Consider the following 19,499-nt stretch of genomic DNA (forward strand, 5'->3'; position numbering starts at 1 on the left):
TTGAATAATTAAGGCGCTTTAAAATAGGTTGGGTGAGTTTATTAGTTGCGGTGAAGCAACTGTAATAAAACGGAGAATAAATCGATGGAATTTAAAACATATATGTGCCTTATTTGTGGCTGGGTCTATGACGAGGCCGCAGGCTTACCTGATGAAGGCATTGCTCCAGGAACGCTTTGGAAAGATGTCCCTATGAATTGGACTTGCCCAGAATGTGGTGCGCGCAAAGAAGATTTTGAAATGATGGCGATTTAATTATTTGCCGTTCATTAACAAAGTAATCACAAAACAACCAAGCAGATTGAGGTCACAGTGAGTCAAAACGATGCCTTATTTGAACGCGCACAGAAAACCATTCCTGGGGGCGTGAACTCACCAGTACGGGCATTTCGTCAGGTGGGTGGTACCCCACGTTTTGTCACTAGAGCGCAAGGCCCTTATTTTTGGGATGCAGACAATAAGCAATATATTGATCTGATTATGTCCTGGGGCCCAATGATTGTGGGCCATGCTCATCCAGAGGTGGTTGAGGCGGTCAAAAAAGCTGCAGAGACTAGCTTTAGTTATGGCGCTCCAACCGAAGGTGAAATCGAATTGGCAGAGCGTATTTGCCAATTGATGCCTAGTATTGAGCAAGTGCGTATGGTTTCTAGTGGCACCGAGGCAGCTATGAGCGCCTTGCGTTTAGCTCGCGGTTATACAGGTCGTGACTTGATTATCAAATTCGAGGGCTGCTATCACGGGCATGCTGATAGCTTATTGGTAAAGGCGGGTTCGGGGCTACTGACTTTTGCTGACTCAACTCAAAATGCGCCATCCTCTGGCGGAGTGCCACAAGATTTAGTGAAACACACCTTGGTGTTGCCATATAACGATGTTGCAGCATTTGAAGAAGTATTTAAAAAGCAGGGTGATCAAATTGCGGCAGTCATATTGGAGCCAATTGCTGGCAATATGAATTTGATTCAGCCATCTGGAGAATTTTTATCAGTTATCCGTAATCTCACTAGCAAATATGGCAGCGTTTTAATCTATGACGAAGTCATGACTGGCTTTAGGGTGGCCCTTGGTGGTGCTCAGTCCTTGCAGGGTGTTATTCCTGATTTAACTTGCCTAGGTAAGGTCATGGGTGGTGGTATGCCAATGGCAGCATTTGGCGGTAAAAAAGAAATCATGTCGAAGTTAGCCCCCTTGGGAAATGTTTATCAGGCCGGTACTTTGTCCGGCAACCCAGTGGCAGTTGCAGCAGGTTTGAAGACCTTAGAGATTGTGTCTCGCGAAGGGTTTTATGAATGTCTCGGCGAGCAAACTCAAAAACTCATGCAAGGCTTAAAGCAGGCTGCCAACAAGGTAAATCTTCCATTTGCTGTTGATAGCGTAGGTGGCATGTTTGGCTTTTATTTTGCCGATCAAGTACCAACCTCATATGAGGCTGTTACAAAGACCAATATTGAGGCATTTAAAAAGTTTTTCCACCTCATGCTTGATGAAGGGGTGTACTTAGCGCCATCAGCATATGAGGCGGGTTTTACTTCAATAGCTCATACCAACGAAGTAATTGATGCAATTATTTCTGCTGCAGAGAAGTCATTTCAGAAACTAAAGTAAAGAGACTGGCTCATTACATCCTTAGTGGGTGGTCATAACCATCGACTTGGATGATTTCAGAGGATTTCATATCCTTGTTTGAATCTGAGATCTCCATGGCAGTAAGTTTTCCGCCCCATACGCAACCGGTATCTAGACCAACAACATTATGTTGGCGCATCAATCCTAGAGTTGACCAGTGACCAAAGTAAATAACAGTGTCCTGAGTTTTTCGCTTTGGTACCTTAAACCAGGGAATAAAACCCTTTGGACCATCTTCTAAACCTTCTTTGCTTTCAAATTCCATCTTGCCGCTAGGTGTGCAAAAGCGCATTCTGGTTAAAGCATTGGTAATTACTCGAAGGCGATCATAGCCTTTTAAAGAATTACTCCATTGGTTGGGAGCATTGCCGTACATATTGGCTAGAAATTCTTTATATGATTTTTTACGCAATACTTTTTCCACCTCTTGGGCGCATTCAATGGTTTGCTGTAAATCCCACTGAGGTAGCACACCGCCGTGCACTGTTAAGCAATTGCCGTTGCTTAATGCCATTGGTCGCTTACGTAGCCAGTTGATTAACTCTGCTCTATCGGGTGCGTTAAGTATGGGTTCAACAGTATCTAGCCCTCGCGTCTTACGAATGCCTGCATCAATTGCAAGTAGATGTAAATCGTGATTTCCTAGAATGCATTCGGCGCGTCCAGATTCTTGAAGGGATTTGAGTTTTCGTAGGGCGCCCAAGGAGTCTGGGCCCCGATTGACTAGATCCCCCAAAAAAATCATCTTGGATTCTTTTGGTAGTTTTTTAACGAGGGCATTCAGGGAAGGTGCGCATCCCTGTACATCACCTACAGCATAGATCTTGCTCATGCTGATATCTTAAAGCGGAATATTAAAGCCTGACCAGTTCTAGGTAACTTTTTTGACTACGCTATAGCGCACCAAGGTTTTTTTTCGTGCCTCGTCATGATCTACGATAGGGTGTGGGTAGTCTCTACCTAACACGATGCCTGCGGCTTCAAGCTCAATATGGCCAGCTTGCCAGGGGGCATGGATAGTTTTTTTAGAGAGTTTCTCGAGCTGCGGCAGGTACCGTCGGATGAACTTGCCTTCAGAGTCAAATTTCTCTGATTGGGTGATGGGGTTAAAGATGCGGAAATAGGGTTGGGCATCGCAGCCGGAAGAGGAAGCCCATTGCCAGCCACCGTTGTTTGAGGAGAGCTCAAAATCATTCAGATGTTCTGCGAAATAAGCCTCTCCCCAGCGCCAATCAATTCCCAAATCTTTTGTCAAAAAGCTAGCTACAACCATACGTAAGCGATTGTGCATATAACCAGTTTGGTTTAGTTGATGCATTGCTGCATCAACTAATGGATAGCCTGTTTTACCTTCACACCAAGCCTGAAATAATTTCTTGGCGTGAGCGCCACTTTCCCAAATGATATTGTCATAGTCTGGTTTAAATGAAACCCCAGTTGCTAAGCGAGGATGATTTGCCAGAATCATGAAATAAAAATCACGCCAAATCAGCTCACTAAGCCATATGGTGGCTCCCATGCTGCCAGTTAGCATTCTGCGATGCGCTTCACGTACCAGGCCTCGAATTGAGAGCATTCCAAAGCGCAAGTGTGTTGATAAATAACTGACACCCTTAATCGCAGGAAAATCTCTACCAACTTGGTACTGATCAATACGCGAGAGAAAGTCGTCTAAAAATAGCTGACCACCTTCCGAGCCAGGCGGGAGATAGGATTCAATACCGGTAGGGCAGAATCCCATGGACTCAAGGGAGAGGAATGGCAGATCCAGTTTTTTTGGAATGGGTGCATATTGCCCTTGCTTTGGATTGCAATCGTGAGCAGCTAGATCTTTTTCTTGAAGTGTTTTCAGCCAATTATTTTTGTAAGGCGTAAAGACTGAAAAGACAGTATTGGAATTTGTGAGAATTTCTTTCTTCTCAAAAATTACTTGATCTTTGAAAGTCTCAAATTCAATACCTAATTTTGACAATAATGTTTTTACAGTTTCATCTCGATCATTCGCAGAGGGCTCGTAATCATGATTTGTGAAAACAGTTTGTACACCTAGCTCTTTGGCAATTTGGGGAATGCATTCAGTAGGCTTTCCAAAGCGCACGATGAGCCCCCCTCCGGATTGGCGAAGCTGGTCATCTATTTGCTTTAAGCCTTGCCAGATGAAATCTACGCGCCGATCATGTTTAAGGCCCTTGGAATCCAGTTCACCCTTCAGAAGGGGTTGAAGAATATCGGTATCGAAAACAAAAGCTAACCAGACCTGCTTACTTTCTCTTAGGGCATGAGAAAGGGCTGCATTGTCATACAGGCGAAGGTCTCGACGAAGCCAAACAAGTGCTTTTTCCATAACCCCTATATTAGGGTGAAATTCAATAATGCGTTGAAGGCGGGCCCAATTAAACAGGTTAAGATCAGGATTAACTATGGATACGATCTTTTTTATTCTCTCGAAGGTAGTGCAGTGCTGCATAGAGCCGCTGAATTGGGTTCTTTTTTTTGTTGTGCTGGGGCTGATATTCCTGCTACTGAGAAAGCCCCATCTATGCCGACGTTTTTTGCTTTTAGCGATTTTTGATTTATTGGTTGTGGGATGGCTTCCAGCTTCTGAAGTATTTTTGCAAGCGCTTGAAAATAGAGTTCCCAAAACATTCCTTACTCAAGTATCAGAAAAAGACATTGGGGGCATCATCATCTTGGGTGGCGCTGTAGAGGGGGGTCAAATTGCACTCGATCGAGGTGAGGTTTCAATTGGTTCTGCAGCAGAGCGAGTAACAAAAGCATTTGAGCTCATTCGAAAATATCCAGACTTACCATTTATTTTTAGTGGGTATTCAGGAAGGGTGAATCCCCAGGGGATGTCAGAGGCAGAAGCATTTAAGCAATTAATCGCAGAACAGGGTTTGGCAGAGGTTACTCAAAAAACAGCGCACTACGAGAATCAATCTCGTAATACCTATGAAAATGTGCTCTATATGAGACCGATGATTGCAGAGTATGGTCAGAAAAACGATTCAGGCGCCCTAAAGCCTTGGCTTCTAGTTACTTCCGCCAGTCATATGTTCCGCTCTGTCAAAATCTTTGAAAAACAGGGTGTTGACGTTATTCCATTGCCCGTTGACTATCAAACTGCTAACGCTCTAACTTGGAATGCTTTTGATTTAACTGAGGGCGCTCGCAATTGGAATAATCTGCTTCATGAGGTAGTTGGTTTATTGGCCTATTCGATTACTGGAAAAATCTAGATATTCTGTAAAATAGCCCTATATGACTTCGGCCAACAAAGACCCCCATGATTCAGACCCTGGGTCTTTGATTTCCTATTCTGCCGATCATCTAGCAAATCAATTTTTGATTGCTATGCCAGGCATGGTCGATCCAAATTTCGCTAATTCAGTGGTATATCTGTTTGAGCATAATGAGCGCGGTGCCATGGGCTTGGTTGTTAATAAGCCCACTGAGGTCAATCTCGCTACTTTATTTGACAAGATTGAACTCAAGTTAGAGATCGCCCCCTTATTGGATCAGCCAGTCTATTTTGGTGGCCCTGTTCAAATTGAGAGAGGTTTTGTTCTGCATGAGTCCAACCCCCATCTTTCATATAGCTCCTCTCTGATCATTCCAGGCGGCCTCACCATGACAACCTCTAAAGATGTTCTTGAGGCCGTAGCTCTGGGTAATGGACCGAGAAAATTTTTGATGACTCTGGGCTATGCAGGTTGGGGCGCAGGACAGCTTGAAGAAGAAATCACTCTCAATGGCTGGATGAATGTTCCTTTATCCCATGAGCAAATGACGGAGGTCATATTCAATACACCATCAAGCCAGCGTTATGAAAAGACAATGCGTCATTTAGGCTTTGATTTGTCTCATCTCTCTGGGGAGGCTGGGCATGCCTAGCAAGGCGGTTTCCGAAATGAGTCAGGCGGTGACGGTAATGGCATTTGATTATGGTTTGCGGCGTGTTGGAGTGGCTGTGGGTAATGCATTTACAAAAGCGGGGCAGCCACTTAAGACGATCGCAGCCCCAAACGTAGATGCCTTGTTTCGGGAAATCCAAGGCCTTGTCAAAGACTGGCAGCCTCAACAGCTAGTTGTTGGTCGCCCTGTGTATCCGGATGGTGCAGAGCACGAAATGACTGCAAAGGCCACTCGCTTTGGCAATCAACTGCATGGAAGGCTGCATTTACCGGTTGCTTGGGTAGATGAGCGTTACACATCGGCAATTTTGGAGGGTGATCCTAAGATGCGGGACAATCTAGATGCCCACTCTGCAACTTTGATTTTGGAGCAATACTTTGCGGAAAAGTTTCAGTCTTGAGTGAATCAAAAATTTGGAGCTATTGAATTAAGCCATGAATGCTGAATTGTTATACGGAAAGTTGTTAGATGCTCTGCGGAAAAGAATGCAGCAAGGTTCTTTTGAATTAGCAGGCTTAGCAATGGGTGGTGCATGGATTGCGGAACGTTTAGCCAAAGATTTGGGTTTGCCTCACTATGGTGTGATTAATGTGGCTTTTCATCGTGATGATTATGCTGAGAAAGGTATGACTGCTTTGCGCACGGCAAGCACTATGACTACCAATCTGCCATTTGATGTCAACGGCGCGAATGTTATTTTGATTGATGATGTTTTGTTTACCGGAAGAACGGTACGGGCCGCTTTAAATGAGTTGTTTGATTTTGGTCGTCCTGCGCAAGTTGAGTTGATGGTTCTTGCAGATCGGGGAAATCGTGAGCTACCGGTAAGCGCTAACTTTGAAGGCCAGCAAGTACAAGTGCCAGACAAGCAGATCTTAGTTCTAGAAAAAGATTCCGCTGGGAAATTCAGTTTTCAGCTAGAGGAGCGTGAATAATGGGTGCTGAAAACAGTCTTGTAAATCAATTTAATGCCGCTGGAGAGTTGACACATCTTTTAACCTTGGAAGGTTTGCCAAAAGAGCAGATACTTCACATTCTTGATACTGCAAAGCAGTTTGTGAGCGTGACTGATCCAGCAAGAGAAGTGAAGAAAGTCCCACTGCTCAGAGGGAGGAGTGTTTTTAATCTCTTTTTTGAGAACTCTACTCGCACTCGCACCACTTTTGAGATTGCTGCTAAGCGTCTTTCTGCTGACGTTATCAATTTAGATATTTCTACTTCATCAACAGCAAAGGGCGAAAGCCTGCTGGATACCATCGACAATCTTGTAGCAATGCAAGCGGATATCTTTGTTGTACGCCATAGCGTTTCTCGGGCGCCTATTGAGATTGCTAATCATGTTCCTGCTCATGTTCATGTGGTCAATGCAGGGGATGGCAGTCACCAGCATCCAACCCAAGGATTGCTGGACATGTATACGATGCGTCACTTTAAGCACAATTTTAAAGGGCTAAAAGTGGCTATCGTTGGCGACATTGTTCATAGTCGGGTTGCAAAGTCGAACATTCACGCCCTCACCACTTTAGGGTGTGAAGATATTCGTGCGATCGGTCCTGAAAGCCTGCTGCCTAGCGATCTTGATATGTTGGGCGTTAAGGTCTTCCATAGCATGGAAGAGGGTCTAAAGGATGTTGATGTGGTGATGACCCTCCGAATTCAGAAAGAGCGCATGGAAGCCGGTCAGGTGCCTGAAGGAGATGCATTCTTTCAGCAGTATGGTCTGACCCCAACCCGTTTGGCGCTGGCTAAGTCAGATGCGATTGTGATGCATCCCGGTCCAATGAATCGCGGTGTAGAAATTGATTCAGCTGTAGCTGATGGGCCTCAGTCGGTGATTCTGAATCAAGTCACTTTTGGTATCGCGGTTCGTATGGCGGTAATGTCAATTGTTGCTGGCAACTAATCAAGTGAATTGAGACAGTTGGTGGCTACCGAAATTCCTGTGCTTACCGCAAGAAAAAGTTGGTTAATTCTGTCGCATGGCTTCAATATGGATGGCCGCGCTTCTAGCTTAACTATTACTGACAAAATTCCTTATTTTTTAGAAGCTGGTGTGAAGCCAGTGGTTTTTAGCGCAATTACTGGCATCAAGGATCAGCGTTTTCCACATCGCCAATTTCTGGCTTGGGGTCCAGCTGCATTTCGATTTGATTTTCGGCATTGGATTGCTAATCAATATGGTCGTGGTTTGATCTACAAAGTATTGACCAGAACGGTTTCAATCTTATTGGCCCCATTGATTGGTTTAGAGAAGCTTATTTTGGGCTACTCCAGCCAGTGGTCTTGGGCAATGCCAGCTTTCATGCATGGTTTGGTATTGGCGCGCCAGGGAAAGATTGATCTTATTTACTCTACTGGAGGTGCATGGTCAGCACACTTGGCTGGATATTGGTTGAAGAAAGTAACGGGCTTGCCTTGGATTGTTGAAGTGCATGATCCATTGGTGATTCGTAAAAGTCCGGAAGATCAGGGGTTTGATAAACCGAGCAATAGAGATGCGCAATTTCGCCAAAGGCTAGAGAAAAAGATTTGCCAGTCTTCTGATCTGGTGTGGTGGTTTACGGAAGGCGCCGTACATTATGCAAAAGTGCGTAACCCCAATTTAAATACTCTTGGCAATGCCCATGGATTTATGTTGCTGCCGGGTGCAGAACCTCCTGGCGGGTTAGGTGCCGTCAAGCCTCATATTTATACAGAGCATTTAAATCTTTGTCACTTCGGCTCATTGGCGAATGATCGCTCCTTATCTACTATTCTGAAGGCGCTAAGTGCCTTGCTGAAAAAGCATCCAGAAGCGAGAGATTTCATTCGCATTCATGCTTATGGCGCCCCATTAGATCCTTTGACTTCTGCATTTATTAAAGACTTCGGGTTTGAGGATGTTTTATTGGCACATGGTCGCTTAGAGCGAGATCCTGTGAGCGGTAAGTCGGGTCGTGAAAGAGTGATTGAGCGTATGCAGTCGGCTGACGTATTAATCCTATTGCACGGAAACGATGAATGGTGTGCTGAATACATACCATCAAAGTTGTATGACTATCTCTGGACGGGTAGACCCATTTGGGGGATTACGCATCGCAATCCACAGTTGGATCAAATGTTGCTAGATAGGGGTGCTTATTTAAGTCCTCAGAGCAAGCCCCAAGATGTTGAGTTGGCTTTAGAGAGAATTTGGATTGATTGGAAAGAGCGAAAATTGATTGAGCCCAAATGGGATCCGCTCGGAGTAGATCAATCTGCGTATAGAATACTTTCTGAAATGCAAGAAAATATTCGGAAAAATCCTTGAAAGATATCGTTCTCTATTGCAAGTCTTACCGTCGAGATTTTCTCCGGTTAAAACGCTTGCTTGATTCAATCAAGAAATTTAATCAAGATCAAATACCTTTTTATATTTCTACGCCTGAAGATCAGTATCCAGAATTAATTACTATTTTGGGGGAAGGCAATGATTACCATTGGGTATCGGATGAGGCAATTGTGGCCAGCAATCCTAGGGCACCTCTGGGAATTGAAAAGACTCGATCTGGAGGTTTGGCCCAACAGGCGATAAAGTCGGAATTTTGGAGGCTGGGGCTTGCTGAAAATTATGTTTGCCTTGATTCTGATTGCGTATTTATTAAGCCATTTCATCGGTCTGATTTTTTGGCTGCTGATGGCAATCCTTACACTGTCATTTATCAAAATAAAGAGTTTTTTCAGCTTTCGATCAACCGGAATCATGCAAAAGTAGTTCGCAACCTTGAGCTGGAGGGCGATACCGTAAAAGCTTTGTTCGGTAGAAATGGACCAAATTATTACTGCCCGTGCCCACCATTTATTTGGTCGGCAAAAGTGTGGCGTTCGCTAGATGAGCATTTACTTGCTCCGCAAAATATGACGTTTTGGGATATCTCAAGTGACGATCATCCAGAAACACTTTTGTATCTAGAAGCCCTATTGAAATACCAGGCAATACCCTTGCGCCCCATCGAGCAGTTATTCAGAATCTATTACTACGATTGGCAGTTTTATGTTCTGCGCAGGCTGGGGGAGGCACCAGCAAAATTAACGAAGAACTATTTAGGTGTAATTTATCAATCAAATTGGGATCCGGGCATGGATTTTGGGGCGACTCAAAAATCAATGCTTTCTCGAGCCTTGAAGTCAGTCAAGCGATTTGGGCGCTATTTAGAAAGCTATTTTTAGGATTGATATGGGCATGCAGGCACCGATTCAAGTATTTGTAATTTCGCTACAGCGCTCGATGGATAGAAGAGAGGCTGTTAAAAAACAATTAGAGCGTTTTTCTATTCCATGGAAATTTATTGATGCAGTTGATGGTCGCCTGCTTGCTCAGATGCCACCAAGTTATCAAGCAATCAAAGTCAAGTTATTACAAGGTTACGAATTGACGCCCGGTGAAATTGGGTGTTTTTTGTCCCACATTGAAGCATGGAAGCTGTGTGTCGAGAATGATTACACCACTCTCGTTTTTGAAGATGACTTTCAGGTAACGGAAAATATTGAACAGGTGATTCGAGATTTGATTGACATCTCAGATCAATGGAGTTTAGTAAGACTGTCCGGAATATATGAAACAAAGCATGAGGTTTTGAGGCATAGGCAAGGATATGACTTGGTGAGAAATCTTGCTGAGCCATGTGGAACTGCCGCTTATATGATTCAGCCAGATGCAGCCAAAATTTTATTAAAAAATGCTGCCTATATATACGAGCCTGTTGACCATTATTTGGAGCATTACTTTAAGCATGGTCTAAGAATTTTGGCAGCTAAGCCTTATCCAATTAGGCTGTCCCATAGTAAATCTACTATTACAGATCGCTTTGACAGAAAGCCAGTAAAGGGTCTACGTAAAACGATGCGATCGGTTCTTCGATGGATGGATCGATCCTTCAGTCCTTCCCCATGGTTTCCTAAGCCTTAGCTTAGAGCTTCTTGGATAATCCCCCGAATGAAATTCTTTAATGGCTCTATAGAGGGCTTATTAAGAATCAATGCTTGTTCGGCATAAGCGCTGAGAATTTTTTGAGAATGCAGTATCTCTTGCAGTTCAGAAAAATGGTTGTGAGACATTGGGGCTAAATTAATAAATGAATTAGGGTTGAAATCTGTTTTGACATTTTCATCAACCCAGGTAATTGGCAGGCAGCCAGCCATAAAGGCCTCTGGAATTTTTTCTGTGTAGTACCCCGGATGCATGCCATTTTCAGGGCATAAATTGAAAGCCACTTTTTGTAATTCATCATATTTGATGATCCCGCTCTCAAGGTGATTTTTAACAGTTTGATCAAATGATCTACCGTATTGAACCACTTCAATTTGCTGTTTTACAGCCTCAAGCAATGTTCTTCTAGGTTCTCTGAGGTGAGAGGCAAATATTGCTGCCTTTTGAGGTCTTGAGAGAAAGTCTTTACCAAGGGGCTGCATCAGCCTCTCCAGACTTAACAACCGACCAAAACGTGGGTTTTGGTTTCCTGTGACGCCCTCGCTAGACCAATCAACCATTTCCATCCAATAGGGCATGCGGAAGTGGTGACTGCCGCTAAGTCCGAGATCAAACGAAATTGAATAATCTGCTGCTACATAGTCAGGGCGCGTATTTTCTCCGGTTTGAAAAATTTTGATAGGTTGATATTGCCGTTGATGAAGCCAGGAGTCGATGGGGGCTATTGCTTTAGAGGCAAGGGGCCTTAATGGTTTGGGGCACCACTTTAGGCTTTTCTGGTTGTAATTGCCAAATGGGCCATAAATCAATATATCCGCGTGTTTTGGTCGCACCCATTGAACTTGATACCCCAAGGCTTTGCAGACTACTGGAACTAGGCTCCCATAATAGTCTGAAGTGACCCCTATGGCAGAAAGTCGGATAATAGCCATTACTACCTCGCTTATATTTGATATCTATATGAATTACTCGATTGTAATTACTACCTTTGATAAACGCTTTGAAAGTGACTTGGTGCCTCTAATTAAAAGCATCAAGGAGTTTCGTCCGAGTATGGAGATCATATTGACCGTAAATGGGCCTGCTCGAGATGATTTTGATCAGAATTATCGCGCCAAATTATTTGAATTTTTGGCCCAATATGACTGCGTCTATCCGATGGTATTTCCAAAATTTCAGTCTTTAGCCAAGCTCTGGAATAGGGGTATATTGGCTGCAACCAATAATAGCGTGTTGGTTCTAAATGATGATTTGAAAATCCAAACTGCGGATGGAAAGTCTTTTTTTGACGAGCTAGAGACTTTACTTTCTGACGCACCAGAAACATTTACGATTAATGGCAGCTTTTCTCATTTCATTGTGAGCAAGAGAGAATTGCTTGAAGTGGGATTTTTTGATGAGCGATTGCTTGGTCTTGGGGAGGAGGATGGCGATTTTTATTGGCGATACCATGAAAAATATCATCGCGAGATACCTACCTTCGAACTAGGAATGATTGATAACATCCATTCAGATGTGACAGATGGCGGATACATTAAGGGAATTAGAACGGCATCGAAATTTAATCGTGAATTTATGAAGAAGCAGAAATATAAAGATATTCTATTTGGTGGATACAAAGGAATGTTTGATAAGAGAGTCAAAAAGATGATGGAAGACAAAGAGCAGTATCCCTATGAATCTTTTTATCTAGAAAATAAACATTTATTGTAATTTTTTTAGACTTTTCTTAGGTAAGGTTAAATTTGGATAGCATCTTGATTGCAGTAATTCTTTTTTTTAAGAATCTCCTATCCCGTAGAAAGCTAAATTTCATTCGAGTTAATCAAGCATTTTTTGTATTTAATCAGAGCTATGACAAGGTCTTATCCGATTATTATTTTTACTTGGTTGGGTTGCTTGGTGAGCGGCTTCATTTATTAAGTGGAAAGTGCTTGCTATATTTTGGAGCGGGTAAATTTTCTCTATTTGGATGGCAATTTCCAGTCTATAAAATAGGAATGCAAGTAGAGCACACGCTTGTTAAGTCTGGGGGTAGGGATTCTGATGGTGCGCTTCCTGGCGCAATTCCTATTGAGGGGCAGCAGTCAAACTACCTCGTTCGGATTCCAAATGTCAAAGAACTTCTTGAGGCCGATATTATTTTTGATTACAGCAGAATTAATCAAGAGAATATTAAAAAATGTCCAGAGCTATCTCAGTATGAATCTAAATCATTTTGTATCAGCCCCGCTCTTTACCAGATGCAAGCAGACTCTTTTTCTCTTTCGCATCCGCGTGATCTTCATACAATTACACTTTTTGGCAACCCAAATGAAGGTCGAAGAAAAACTTTTCTGGAGGCATTGGCAGGGCTGAATGTAGAGTCAAGAAATATTAATAATTGCTTTGACGGTATTGAAAACTTGTATCGTAACACCAAAATAATTGTCAATATTCGCCAAACCGATCACCATGACACCCTGGAGGAGCTACGAATATTGCCAGCCTTAAGGTGTGGTGCGCTTGTAGTGAGCGAGAGAGCTCCGCTTGTTCATTTGACGCGGTATTCAAAATTTATCATTTGGGGTGATTTACACGAATTGCCATCTCTCATTCTGGATGTTCAGACAAATTATGAGCAGTGGCACAATAAAATATTTGGAGACCATGCTTTTTTTCGGCGAATGCAGAGAATTTCTAGAAGAAATGAATTAATGTCCATGAAAGCACTGAACCGCCTGGAAAAACACATAACAGATAGAGTTCGGCGGGAGAAATTGTGATTTTAGTTACTGGCGGTGCAGGCTTTATTGGGGGTAATTTTGTATTGGATTGGTTTGCGGATCCTCATGCCGAAGGAATTGTGAACCTGGATAAACTCACCTATGCGGGGAATTTGGCTACTTTAGAGCCGCTACAAAAAGATGGGCGCCATGTTTTTGTCCATGGTGATATTGGCGATAAGGATTTGGTGAGTGGCTTACTCAAACAGCATCAGCCGCGTGCGATTGTGAACTTTGCCGCTGAAAGTCATGTGGATCGTTCAATTCATGGTCCAGGGGAATTTATTCAAACTAATATTTTTGGGACATTCAATTTGCTGGAGTGCGCTCGCGAATATTGGGGCAATCTTCAGGGGTTAGATAAAGATCAATTTCGTTTTCATCATGTATCAACTGATGAGGTATACGGCTCACTCTCTGCTACGGACCCAGCATTTTCAGAAGAAAATTCTTATGAACCCAATAGCCCATACTCAGCATCTAAAGCATCTTCAGATCACTTAGTGCGTGCTTGGTTCCATACCTATGGTTTGCCAGTGGTCACCACTAATTGCTCTAATAATTATGGCCCTTATCACTTCCCTGAGAAGCTGATTCCTTTAGTGATCTTGAATGCCTTAAACAAAAAACCTTTGCCGATTTATGGTGATGGGCAGCAAATTCGTGATTGGCTTTATGTGGGTGATCACTGCGCTGCTATTCGAGAAGTATTGGCTAAGGGAAAATTGGGTGAAACCTACAACATTGGGGGCTGGAATGAAAAAGCAAATATCGATGTTGTTAAAACCATTTGCCAAATTTTGGATATCTTGAAGCCGCGCGAGGATGGTAAATCTTATGCCGATCAAATTACTTTCGTAAAAGATCGCCCTGGACATGACCGCCGTTATGCAATTGATGCAAGCAAGATCGAGCGTGACCTTGGTTGGCGTCCTGCTGAAACGTTTGATAGCGGTATTCGTAAAACAGTGCAGTGGTATCTAGATAATCCGGCTTGGATTCAGGGCGTGGTGAGTGGTTCTTATCGTGATTGGCTGCAAAAGCAATACAGTTAATTATTAAGCGCCAATGAAAATTCTTGTTTTTGGAAAAGATGGCCAGTTAGGCAAAGCCTTTAAAAATCTTTTTGATGCTTTTCCACCATCTCAAAATATAGAGGTTCAATATGCCGGGCGAGATGACTGCGATTTATCCAATGAGAAGGCGTTAAATAGTTATCTTGAGCAGGTGGCACCTAACCTTATTATTAATGCTGCTGCTTATACAGCGGTAGATTTGGCACAGACCAATGAGGAGTTAGCTTTTGCGATTAATACACATGCTCCAGAGCTGATGGCGGCGTATGCAACTTCTCATGGCGCAAGCTTGTTACATTATTCCACCGACTATGTTTTCGATGGTCAAAAGCAAGTTGCTTATATTGAGTCCGATCCACGCAATCCTTTGAGTGTCTACGGCAAAAGTAAGGCTGCCGGCGAAGAAGCGATTGAGAAGGTATTCGCAAAGCAGTCAGCAAGCCGCTATGCAATATTGAGAACTAGTTGGGTGTATGGTGAGGGCGCAAACTTTATTCGAACAATTTTGCGTTTAGCAAAAGAGCGCGATCAATTAAGAGTGATTCATGATCAATTGGGTGTGCCAACCAATGCTCAGTGGCTGGCGCAAACCAGCCTAGATTTAGTATTTGATGATCAGTTCCAATTAAAGCCCTTCCCCTCGGGTATTTATCATGCCGTACCCAATGGCGAGACGAGTTGGCATGGCATGGCTAGTCTGGCAGTTAAGGTAGCGACTGATTGTGGTGTAGATTTAACAGTGAAACCCGACTCCATTTTGCCTATTTTGGCTGCTGAATACCCTTTGCCTGCACCGCGACCCCAAAATTCACGTTTAGATAACTCGAAGCTCAGGCTTTTAATTGAGAGTGAGGGTGATATGACAAAATTACAGCATTTGAATACTTCTTGGGAAGAAAGCGTGCGGACATATATTGCCCAGCTTGCGCAAAAGAATCTCATATAAAGGGTTAGTCGGATGACGGTAAGTCGCAAAGGCATCATTTTGGCGGGGGGTTCTGGAACGCGCTTGTATCCAGTGACTCAGGCAGTCTCTAAACAGCTTATGCCTGTTTATGACAAGCCGATGGTGTACTACCCGCTTACTACCCTCATGTTGGCAGGTATTCGGGATATTTTGCTCATCTCCACGCCGCACGATACCCCACGCTTCACAGAATTACTTGGTGATGGATCGCAATGGGGTTTAAATATTCAATATTGCGTGCAACCTTCTCCAGATGGTTTAGCACAGGCGTTTACCTTGGGTAAGAATTTTGTGAACAATCATCCTAGTGCTTTAGTGCTGGGCGATAACATTTTTTATGGTCACGAGTTAGTCGAAAATTTACAGAGCGCCGATGAAAGACAGCAAGGTGCTACGGTATTTGCTTATCATGTAACCGATCCCGAGCGATACGGGGTGGTTGAGTTTGATAAAGCTTATAAGGCGGTTTCGATTGAAGAAAAGCCTGCTATGCCAAAAAGTAGTTATGCCGTTACTGGCCTCTACTTCTACGACAATCAGGTCTGTGATATTGCCAATTCCATTAAGCCAAGCGCCCGTGGCGAGCTAGAGATTACCGATGTTAACCGCATCTACCTAGATAAAAATCAACTCAGCGTTGAGATTATGGGACGTGGATTTGCATGGCTCGATACAGGAACACATGATTCTTTGTTGGACGCTGCCGGTTTTATTGCAACCCTGCAAAAACGTCAAGGTTTGATGGTTGCTTGCCCTGAAGAAATTGCTTTCCGGCAGGGTTGGATTGGCGCTGAAGATGTTTATAAAGTGGCAACCCAATTAAGCAAAAATAGTTATGGCCAATACTTAATGAAGATTTTGAATGAAATGAAGAGTGGTTTGGCGCCTATCGCACTATCATCCAAAAAGGTTGACTAATGCCAGACTATCAACATCCTAAAATTTCTGTGATGCCAACGGCAATCAATGACGTCTTGATAGTTGAGCCTAAAGTTTTTGGTGATGATCGCGGTTGGTTTACAGAGTCATTCAATGCGCAAGATTTTTTGGCGGCTACGGGACTCAATACCAATTTTGTTCAAGATAATCATTCCTTTTCTGGCAAAGGAATTTTGCGCGGTCTGCACTATCAGCTGGAAAAAACACAAGGTAAGTTGGTGCGTGTTGTATCTGGTGCGGTATTTGATGTTGCGGTCGATTTACGCAAGAGTTCGTTAACGTACGGAAAATGGGTTGGCGTAGAGCTAAGCGCTGAAAACCATAGGCAGCTGTGGGTTCCTGCGGGATTTGCACATGGATTTTTAGTGGTCTCAGAAGTGGCTGAGTTTTTATATAAGACTACTGATTACTATCACCCACAAAGCGAGGTTTGCTTGGCTTGGAACGATCCCTCGCTCTCTATCAAGTGGCCATTAGAGCCTGGAGCAAGCCCCAATCTGAATGCTAAAGATTTGGCGGGCTTATCTTGGGATCAGGCTCCAAAGTTCGAGTGATGAAGTTGGGTGCATCTCCAAAAATCTTATTGGTAAAACTCTCCTCCTTGGGGGATGTACTACATAACTTACCAATTGTTTGGGATATTCGTGCACGTTTTCCAGATGCTCAAATTGATTGGGTTGTAGAAGAGGGGTATGTTCATCTTCTACAGCCCTTATTGAGTCGGGACGGATTTCGAGGAATTGATCGCATTATCCCTTTTGGATTAAGACGTTGGAAAAAGTCCTTATTTAGTCTGGATTCATGGTGTGAGTTTTTTGCTTTCAAGAAAAATCTGCAGCAAGTTTCTTATGACGTCATTATTGAAACTCAGGGGCTATTAAAGTCTGCTCTGGTATGTTCTTTGGCAAAAAAGAATCCTGAAGCAATTGTGGCTGGCTTGGCTAATGCTACCGAATATTCTGGTTACGAGCCTATCGCTAGAATCTTTTACAACCAATGTGTTCAGGTCCCTTCTCAGTGTCATGCGCTTGATCGCTCTCGTTACGTAACTTGTTCGGCTTTCGATTGGCCCTTAATCGATAGGCTTGAGGATATTCGGTTTTATCCAAATGATTACGTTCAAGCCATCTCTGCTAAGCAGGCGGTGGGAATGCGGCAGCCTTATATTTTGTTTTTTCATTCGACTGCTAGAGAGGCAAAACGTTGGTCCAATCAACATTGGGTAGCTTTAGGCATGGCTTTATCAGATCAAGGCTATCAAGTAGTTTTACCTTGGGGTAATGCCTCAGAAAGGGCTGTGAGTGATGAGCTTGCCGCTCACATTCCCAATGCAGTAGTGCCTCAGGCTTTTTCAATTGAAGAGGCATTTTCAGTGGTTGCCAATGCTGCATTGGTTATCGGTGTTGATACTGGCCTAACTCATTTATCCGCAGTATTAAATAAACCCACGATCGAGATTTATTGTGATTCGCCTAGGTGGAAAACTGAAGGCTATTGGTCTGATTTGATTCGTAATATAGGCGACATCAAAGTGCCACCAAGTACTGATGACGTAATTGCATCGGCTATTGAGCTGCTTAGCGCAGCAAAGCATTAATAGAGATTAAGTCTTGATCAGTCAAGGCGGCAGCATGCGCCTTGAGCTTAATGGCGTTCAGAATGGTGTTATAGCGCGCCTGTTGTAATTGTGATCTAGTAGTAATTAAAGTATCTAGAGCAATTAATACATCGATATTGATTAATGTGCCGACTTGAAAGCCTAGCTTGCTAGATTCAAGGGCTGAGCTAGATGAGCGCTCCGCTGCCTCATATGCTTTTACGCTTGCTAGTCCGCCATAAAAGCCAGTAAACGCAGAACGTGTATTTTGCGCAGCAGTGCGTCTTGCATTGTCATAGTTTGCCTTGGCAGCATCTACCAGTGCAGCATTTTGACGGATGACGGCACTATTAAATCCACCTGACACCAAAGGAATGGTCATTTGCAAAGCAATGGTGTTGTTATACACGTTGGTATTGGCCGGAGTATAGCTATTTGGAGTGCCGTTTGAGGTATTAAAGCCCGAAGTTCCTATGAGGTTAAGAGATGGGTAATTTAATGCCTGTGATGCTCGATAGGTACTTTCAGCTAAGCTTACCGAGAGTTGACCTGCAAGCACGTTGAAGTTTGCTGTCTCAGCTTGATTGATCCAATCTTCTAAGGTTTGACCTGGTGGTAGCTGTGGATTAACGCTGTCAGCAATCGCGCTGGCAATGGTGTCTTTGGATTTAGTGCGAGGATCTTTGAGGACCCCAGCAATTTTAGCTTCTTTTACTAATGGCTTTAGTGGCCCCACCGCATGACCGACTAGCTGTTCTAGCACGCCACGTTTAACCACTAAATCAGCTTGAGCTGCAATCTCTTGGGAATTGGCTAAATCAAGGGCAGCCTGTGCGGTATTTACGTCGACGATGGTTGCTAAGCCAGCATCAAATTTTGCCTGTGCAGCATCTAATTGCTGAGTAATCAAACTTTTCTTATTGCGATAGAGCTCGACATTGTCTTGGCTGGTTAGTGCATCAAAGTAAGCCTGAGTAACGCGAATGATTAAATCTTGCTGCGCTAGATAAAAGCGCATATCTGCAAGTTTGGTATTTAAGTCGCCCTGCTTAAAGGCTTCAAGAGCGCCCAAATTGAATACAGGCTGCGTTAAGGTGACAGTGTAATTTTTTTGGTCGAATACACGTGAGTTTCCAGGTCCTGCAGCAACCACCGTTTGCCCGACTCCATGTTGGTAGTAACGTGTGCCACCTGGAGTGGCGTTGGCTTGAGGTAGCAAGAGTGAGAGACCTTGCCAGTAAAGCTCTTTGCTTGCCTGGTAATTAAAACGGGCTGCGGTCAGAACGGGATCACTAAATGCCGCATCTTGATAGAGTCCAATCAGATCAGCAAGTTGACCTTTTTGAATATTGGCATTATTACTGTTGACGCTTGATGGTGCAGCGCCACTAGGCAGCGCAGTTTTGCTTGGTGGCAAGACCATTTGTGGCGGCTGCTCTAGTCCAACTAGAGTAGATGGACTAATGGGGGTGGGTAATGCTGGTCTTGCCGCTCCATTTGGGGATTGAGCTATGGCCACTGACCCCCAGGTTTGAAGACCAAGCGCCTGCCCGACGATTAAGCCGAGAACGGTAAGTCGTGAAAGGCGAAAGCGGGTTGGGTTCATCAAACTCGTCTATTTTTAGGTGCATGAAGTTTAAGGCCAAATTGATTTGCCTGGGCA

At 43.7% G+C, this 19,499-nt stretch carries 21 protein-coding genes; 17 read left to right on the top strand and 4 right to left on the bottom strand.

What is annotated here, in order from left to right; translation table 11 throughout:
• Window positions 1–84 precede the first annotated feature (84 nt).
• Together DCO17_RS01240 and hemL are read left to right on the top strand one after the other, a co-directional pair.
• Window positions 85–255: a rubredoxin gene (locus DCO17_RS01240; RefSeq protein WP_071464595.1), complete on the top strand. Its 171-nt coding sequence runs from the start codon at window positions 85–87 to the stop codon at window positions 253–255.
• Window positions 256–312: 57 nt separating this feature from the next.
• A complete protein-coding gene (gene hemL / locus DCO17_RS01245; protein WP_173955014.1) occupies window positions 313–1,608 on the top strand; it encodes a glutamate-1-semialdehyde 2,1-aminomutase in 1,296 nt (431 codons plus the stop codon).
• Window positions 1,609–1,621: 13 nt separating this feature from the next.
• Here hemL and DCO17_RS01250 read toward each other — a convergent pair whose 3' ends face one another.
• Both DCO17_RS01250 and DCO17_RS01255 read right to left on the bottom strand, forming a co-directional pair.
• Entirely contained in the window at window positions 1,622–2,461 is an 840-nt protein-coding gene (locus DCO17_RS01250; RefSeq protein ID WP_173955015.1) for a symmetrical bis(5'-nucleosyl)-tetraphosphatase, read from the bottom strand.
• Window positions 2,462–2,500: 39 nt separating this feature from the next.
• Window positions 2,501–3,973: a cryptochrome/photolyase family protein gene (locus DCO17_RS01255; RefSeq protein WP_173955016.1), complete on the bottom strand. Its 1,473-nt coding sequence runs from the start codon at window positions 3,971–3,973 to the stop codon at window positions 2,501–2,503.
• A 76-nt stretch (window positions 3,974–4,049) separates the two neighbouring features.
• On the opposite strand from DCO17_RS01255, the gene DCO17_RS01260 reads away from it, so the two are divergent.
• The 8 genes from DCO17_RS01260 (at window position 4,050) to DCO17_RS01295 (ending at window position 10,471) form a co-directional block, all read left to right on the top strand.
• Window positions 4,050–4,868, top strand: coding sequence for a YdcF family protein (locus DCO17_RS01260; protein ID WP_173955017.1), 819 nt, complete (start codon window positions 4,050–4,052; stop codon window positions 4,866–4,868).
• A gap of 115 nt (window positions 4,869–4,983) precedes the next feature.
• Window positions 4,984–5,523 (top strand): YqgE/AlgH family protein, encoded by a 540-nt coding sequence (locus DCO17_RS01265; protein WP_254598825.1) that lies wholly within the window; start codon window positions 4,984–4,986, stop codon window positions 5,521–5,523.
• Window positions 5,516–5,944 carry a Holliday junction resolvase RuvX gene (ruvX, locus tag DCO17_RS01270; protein WP_254598786.1) on the top strand — a complete coding sequence of 143 codons (429 nt, stop codon included), beginning with the start codon at window positions 5,516–5,518 and terminating at the stop codon, window positions 5,942–5,944. The genes DCO17_RS01265 and ruvX overlap by 8 nt, the downstream gene beginning before the upstream one ends.
• Window positions 5,945–5,978: 34 nt before the next feature.
• Window positions 5,979–6,479, top strand: a complete 501-nt coding sequence (pyrR, locus tag DCO17_RS01275; protein ID WP_173955019.1) for a bifunctional pyr operon transcriptional regulator/uracil phosphoribosyltransferase PyrR — start codon at window positions 5,979–5,981, stop codon at window positions 6,477–6,479.
• The gene (locus DCO17_RS01280; protein ID WP_173955020.1) at window positions 6,479–7,447 is read left to right on the top strand and encodes an aspartate carbamoyltransferase catalytic subunit; all 969 of its coding nucleotides are present in this window, start codon (window positions 6,479–6,481) and stop codon (window positions 7,445–7,447) included. The genes pyrR and DCO17_RS01280 overlap by 1 nt, the downstream gene beginning before the upstream one ends.
• A 21-nt stretch (window positions 7,448–7,468) precedes the next feature.
• Window positions 7,469–8,833 carry a glycosyltransferase family protein gene (locus tag DCO17_RS01285; protein ID WP_254598787.1) on the top strand — a complete coding sequence of 455 codons (1,365 nt, stop codon included), beginning with the start codon at window positions 7,469–7,471 and terminating at the stop codon, window positions 8,831–8,833.
• Window positions 8,830–9,732 (top strand): DUF6492 family protein, encoded by a 903-nt coding sequence (locus DCO17_RS01290; RefSeq protein WP_173955021.1) that lies wholly within the window; start codon window positions 8,830–8,832, stop codon window positions 9,730–9,732. Before DCO17_RS01285 ends, DCO17_RS01290 begins: the two co-directional genes overlap by 4 nt.
• A 7-nt stretch (window positions 9,733–9,739) precedes the next feature.
• A complete protein-coding gene (locus DCO17_RS01295) occupies window positions 9,740–10,471 on the top strand; it encodes a glycosyltransferase family 25 protein (protein WP_173955022.1) in 732 nt (243 codons plus the stop codon).
• Here DCO17_RS01295 and DCO17_RS01300 read toward each other — a convergent pair.
• Window positions 10,468–11,424 carry a glycosyltransferase family 10 domain-containing protein gene (locus DCO17_RS01300; protein WP_173955023.1) on the bottom strand — a complete coding sequence of 319 codons (957 nt, stop codon included), beginning with the start codon at window positions 11,422–11,424 and terminating at the stop codon, window positions 10,468–10,470. The two genes, DCO17_RS01295 and DCO17_RS01300, sit on opposite strands and share 4 nt — an antisense overlap.
• Here DCO17_RS01300 and DCO17_RS01305 point away from each other — a divergent pair.
• From DCO17_RS01305 to waaC, 7 genes are read left to right on the top strand one after another with little or no spacing between them, the layout of a single operon-like run.
• A complete protein-coding gene (locus DCO17_RS01305; protein ID WP_173955024.1) occupies window positions 11,399–12,205 on the top strand; it encodes a glycosyltransferase family 2 protein in 807 nt (268 codons plus the stop codon). The two genes, DCO17_RS01300 and DCO17_RS01305, sit on opposite strands and share 26 nt — an antisense overlap.
• A 44-nt stretch (window positions 12,206–12,249) precedes the next feature.
• Window positions 12,250–13,257: a hypothetical protein gene (locus DCO17_RS01310; RefSeq protein WP_173955025.1), complete on the top strand. Its 1,008-nt coding sequence runs from the start codon at window positions 12,250–12,252 to the stop codon at window positions 13,255–13,257.
• Window positions 13,254–14,312 carry a dTDP-glucose 4,6-dehydratase gene (rfbB, locus tag DCO17_RS01315; protein WP_173955026.1) on the top strand — a complete coding sequence of 353 codons (1,059 nt, stop codon included), beginning with the start codon at window positions 13,254–13,256 and terminating at the stop codon, window positions 14,310–14,312. Before DCO17_RS01310 ends, rfbB begins: the two co-directional genes overlap by 4 nt.
• A 13-nt stretch (window positions 14,313–14,325) precedes the next feature.
• The gene (gene rfbD / locus DCO17_RS01320; protein WP_173955027.1) at window positions 14,326–15,279 is read left to right on the top strand and encodes a dTDP-4-dehydrorhamnose reductase; all 954 of its coding nucleotides are present in this window, start codon (window positions 14,326–14,328) and stop codon (window positions 15,277–15,279) included.
• A gap of 12 nt (window positions 15,280–15,291) precedes the next feature.
• Window positions 15,292–16,218: a glucose-1-phosphate thymidylyltransferase RfbA gene (rfbA, locus tag DCO17_RS01325; protein WP_173955028.1), complete on the top strand. Its 927-nt coding sequence runs from the start codon at window positions 15,292–15,294 to the stop codon at window positions 16,216–16,218.
• The gene (gene rfbC, locus DCO17_RS01330) at window positions 16,218–16,793 is read left to right on the top strand and encodes a dTDP-4-dehydrorhamnose 3,5-epimerase (RefSeq protein WP_173955029.1); all 576 of its coding nucleotides are present in this window, start codon (window positions 16,218–16,220) and stop codon (window positions 16,791–16,793) included. The genes rfbA and rfbC overlap by 1 nt, the downstream gene beginning before the upstream one ends.
• The gene (waaC, locus tag DCO17_RS01335) at window positions 16,766–17,836 is read left to right on the top strand and encodes a lipopolysaccharide heptosyltransferase I (protein ID WP_254598789.1); all 1,071 of its coding nucleotides are present in this window, start codon (window positions 16,766–16,768) and stop codon (window positions 17,834–17,836) included. Before rfbC ends, waaC begins: the two co-directional genes overlap by 28 nt.
• On the opposite strand, the gene DCO17_RS01340 is transcribed toward waaC, so the two are convergent.
• Complete coding sequence (locus tag DCO17_RS01340; RefSeq protein WP_173955030.1) at window positions 17,817–19,442, bottom strand: TolC family protein; 1,626 nt, start codon at window positions 19,440–19,442, stop codon at window positions 17,817–17,819. The genes waaC and DCO17_RS01340 overlap by 20 nt on opposite strands.
• Between the last annotated feature and the right edge of the window lie 57 nt (window positions 19,443–19,499).

The organism is Polynucleobacter tropicus, from assembly GCF_013307225.1.
In the GTDB taxonomy this organism is placed as follows: Bacteria; Pseudomonadota; Gammaproteobacteria; order Burkholderiales; family Burkholderiaceae; genus Polynucleobacter; species Polynucleobacter tropicus.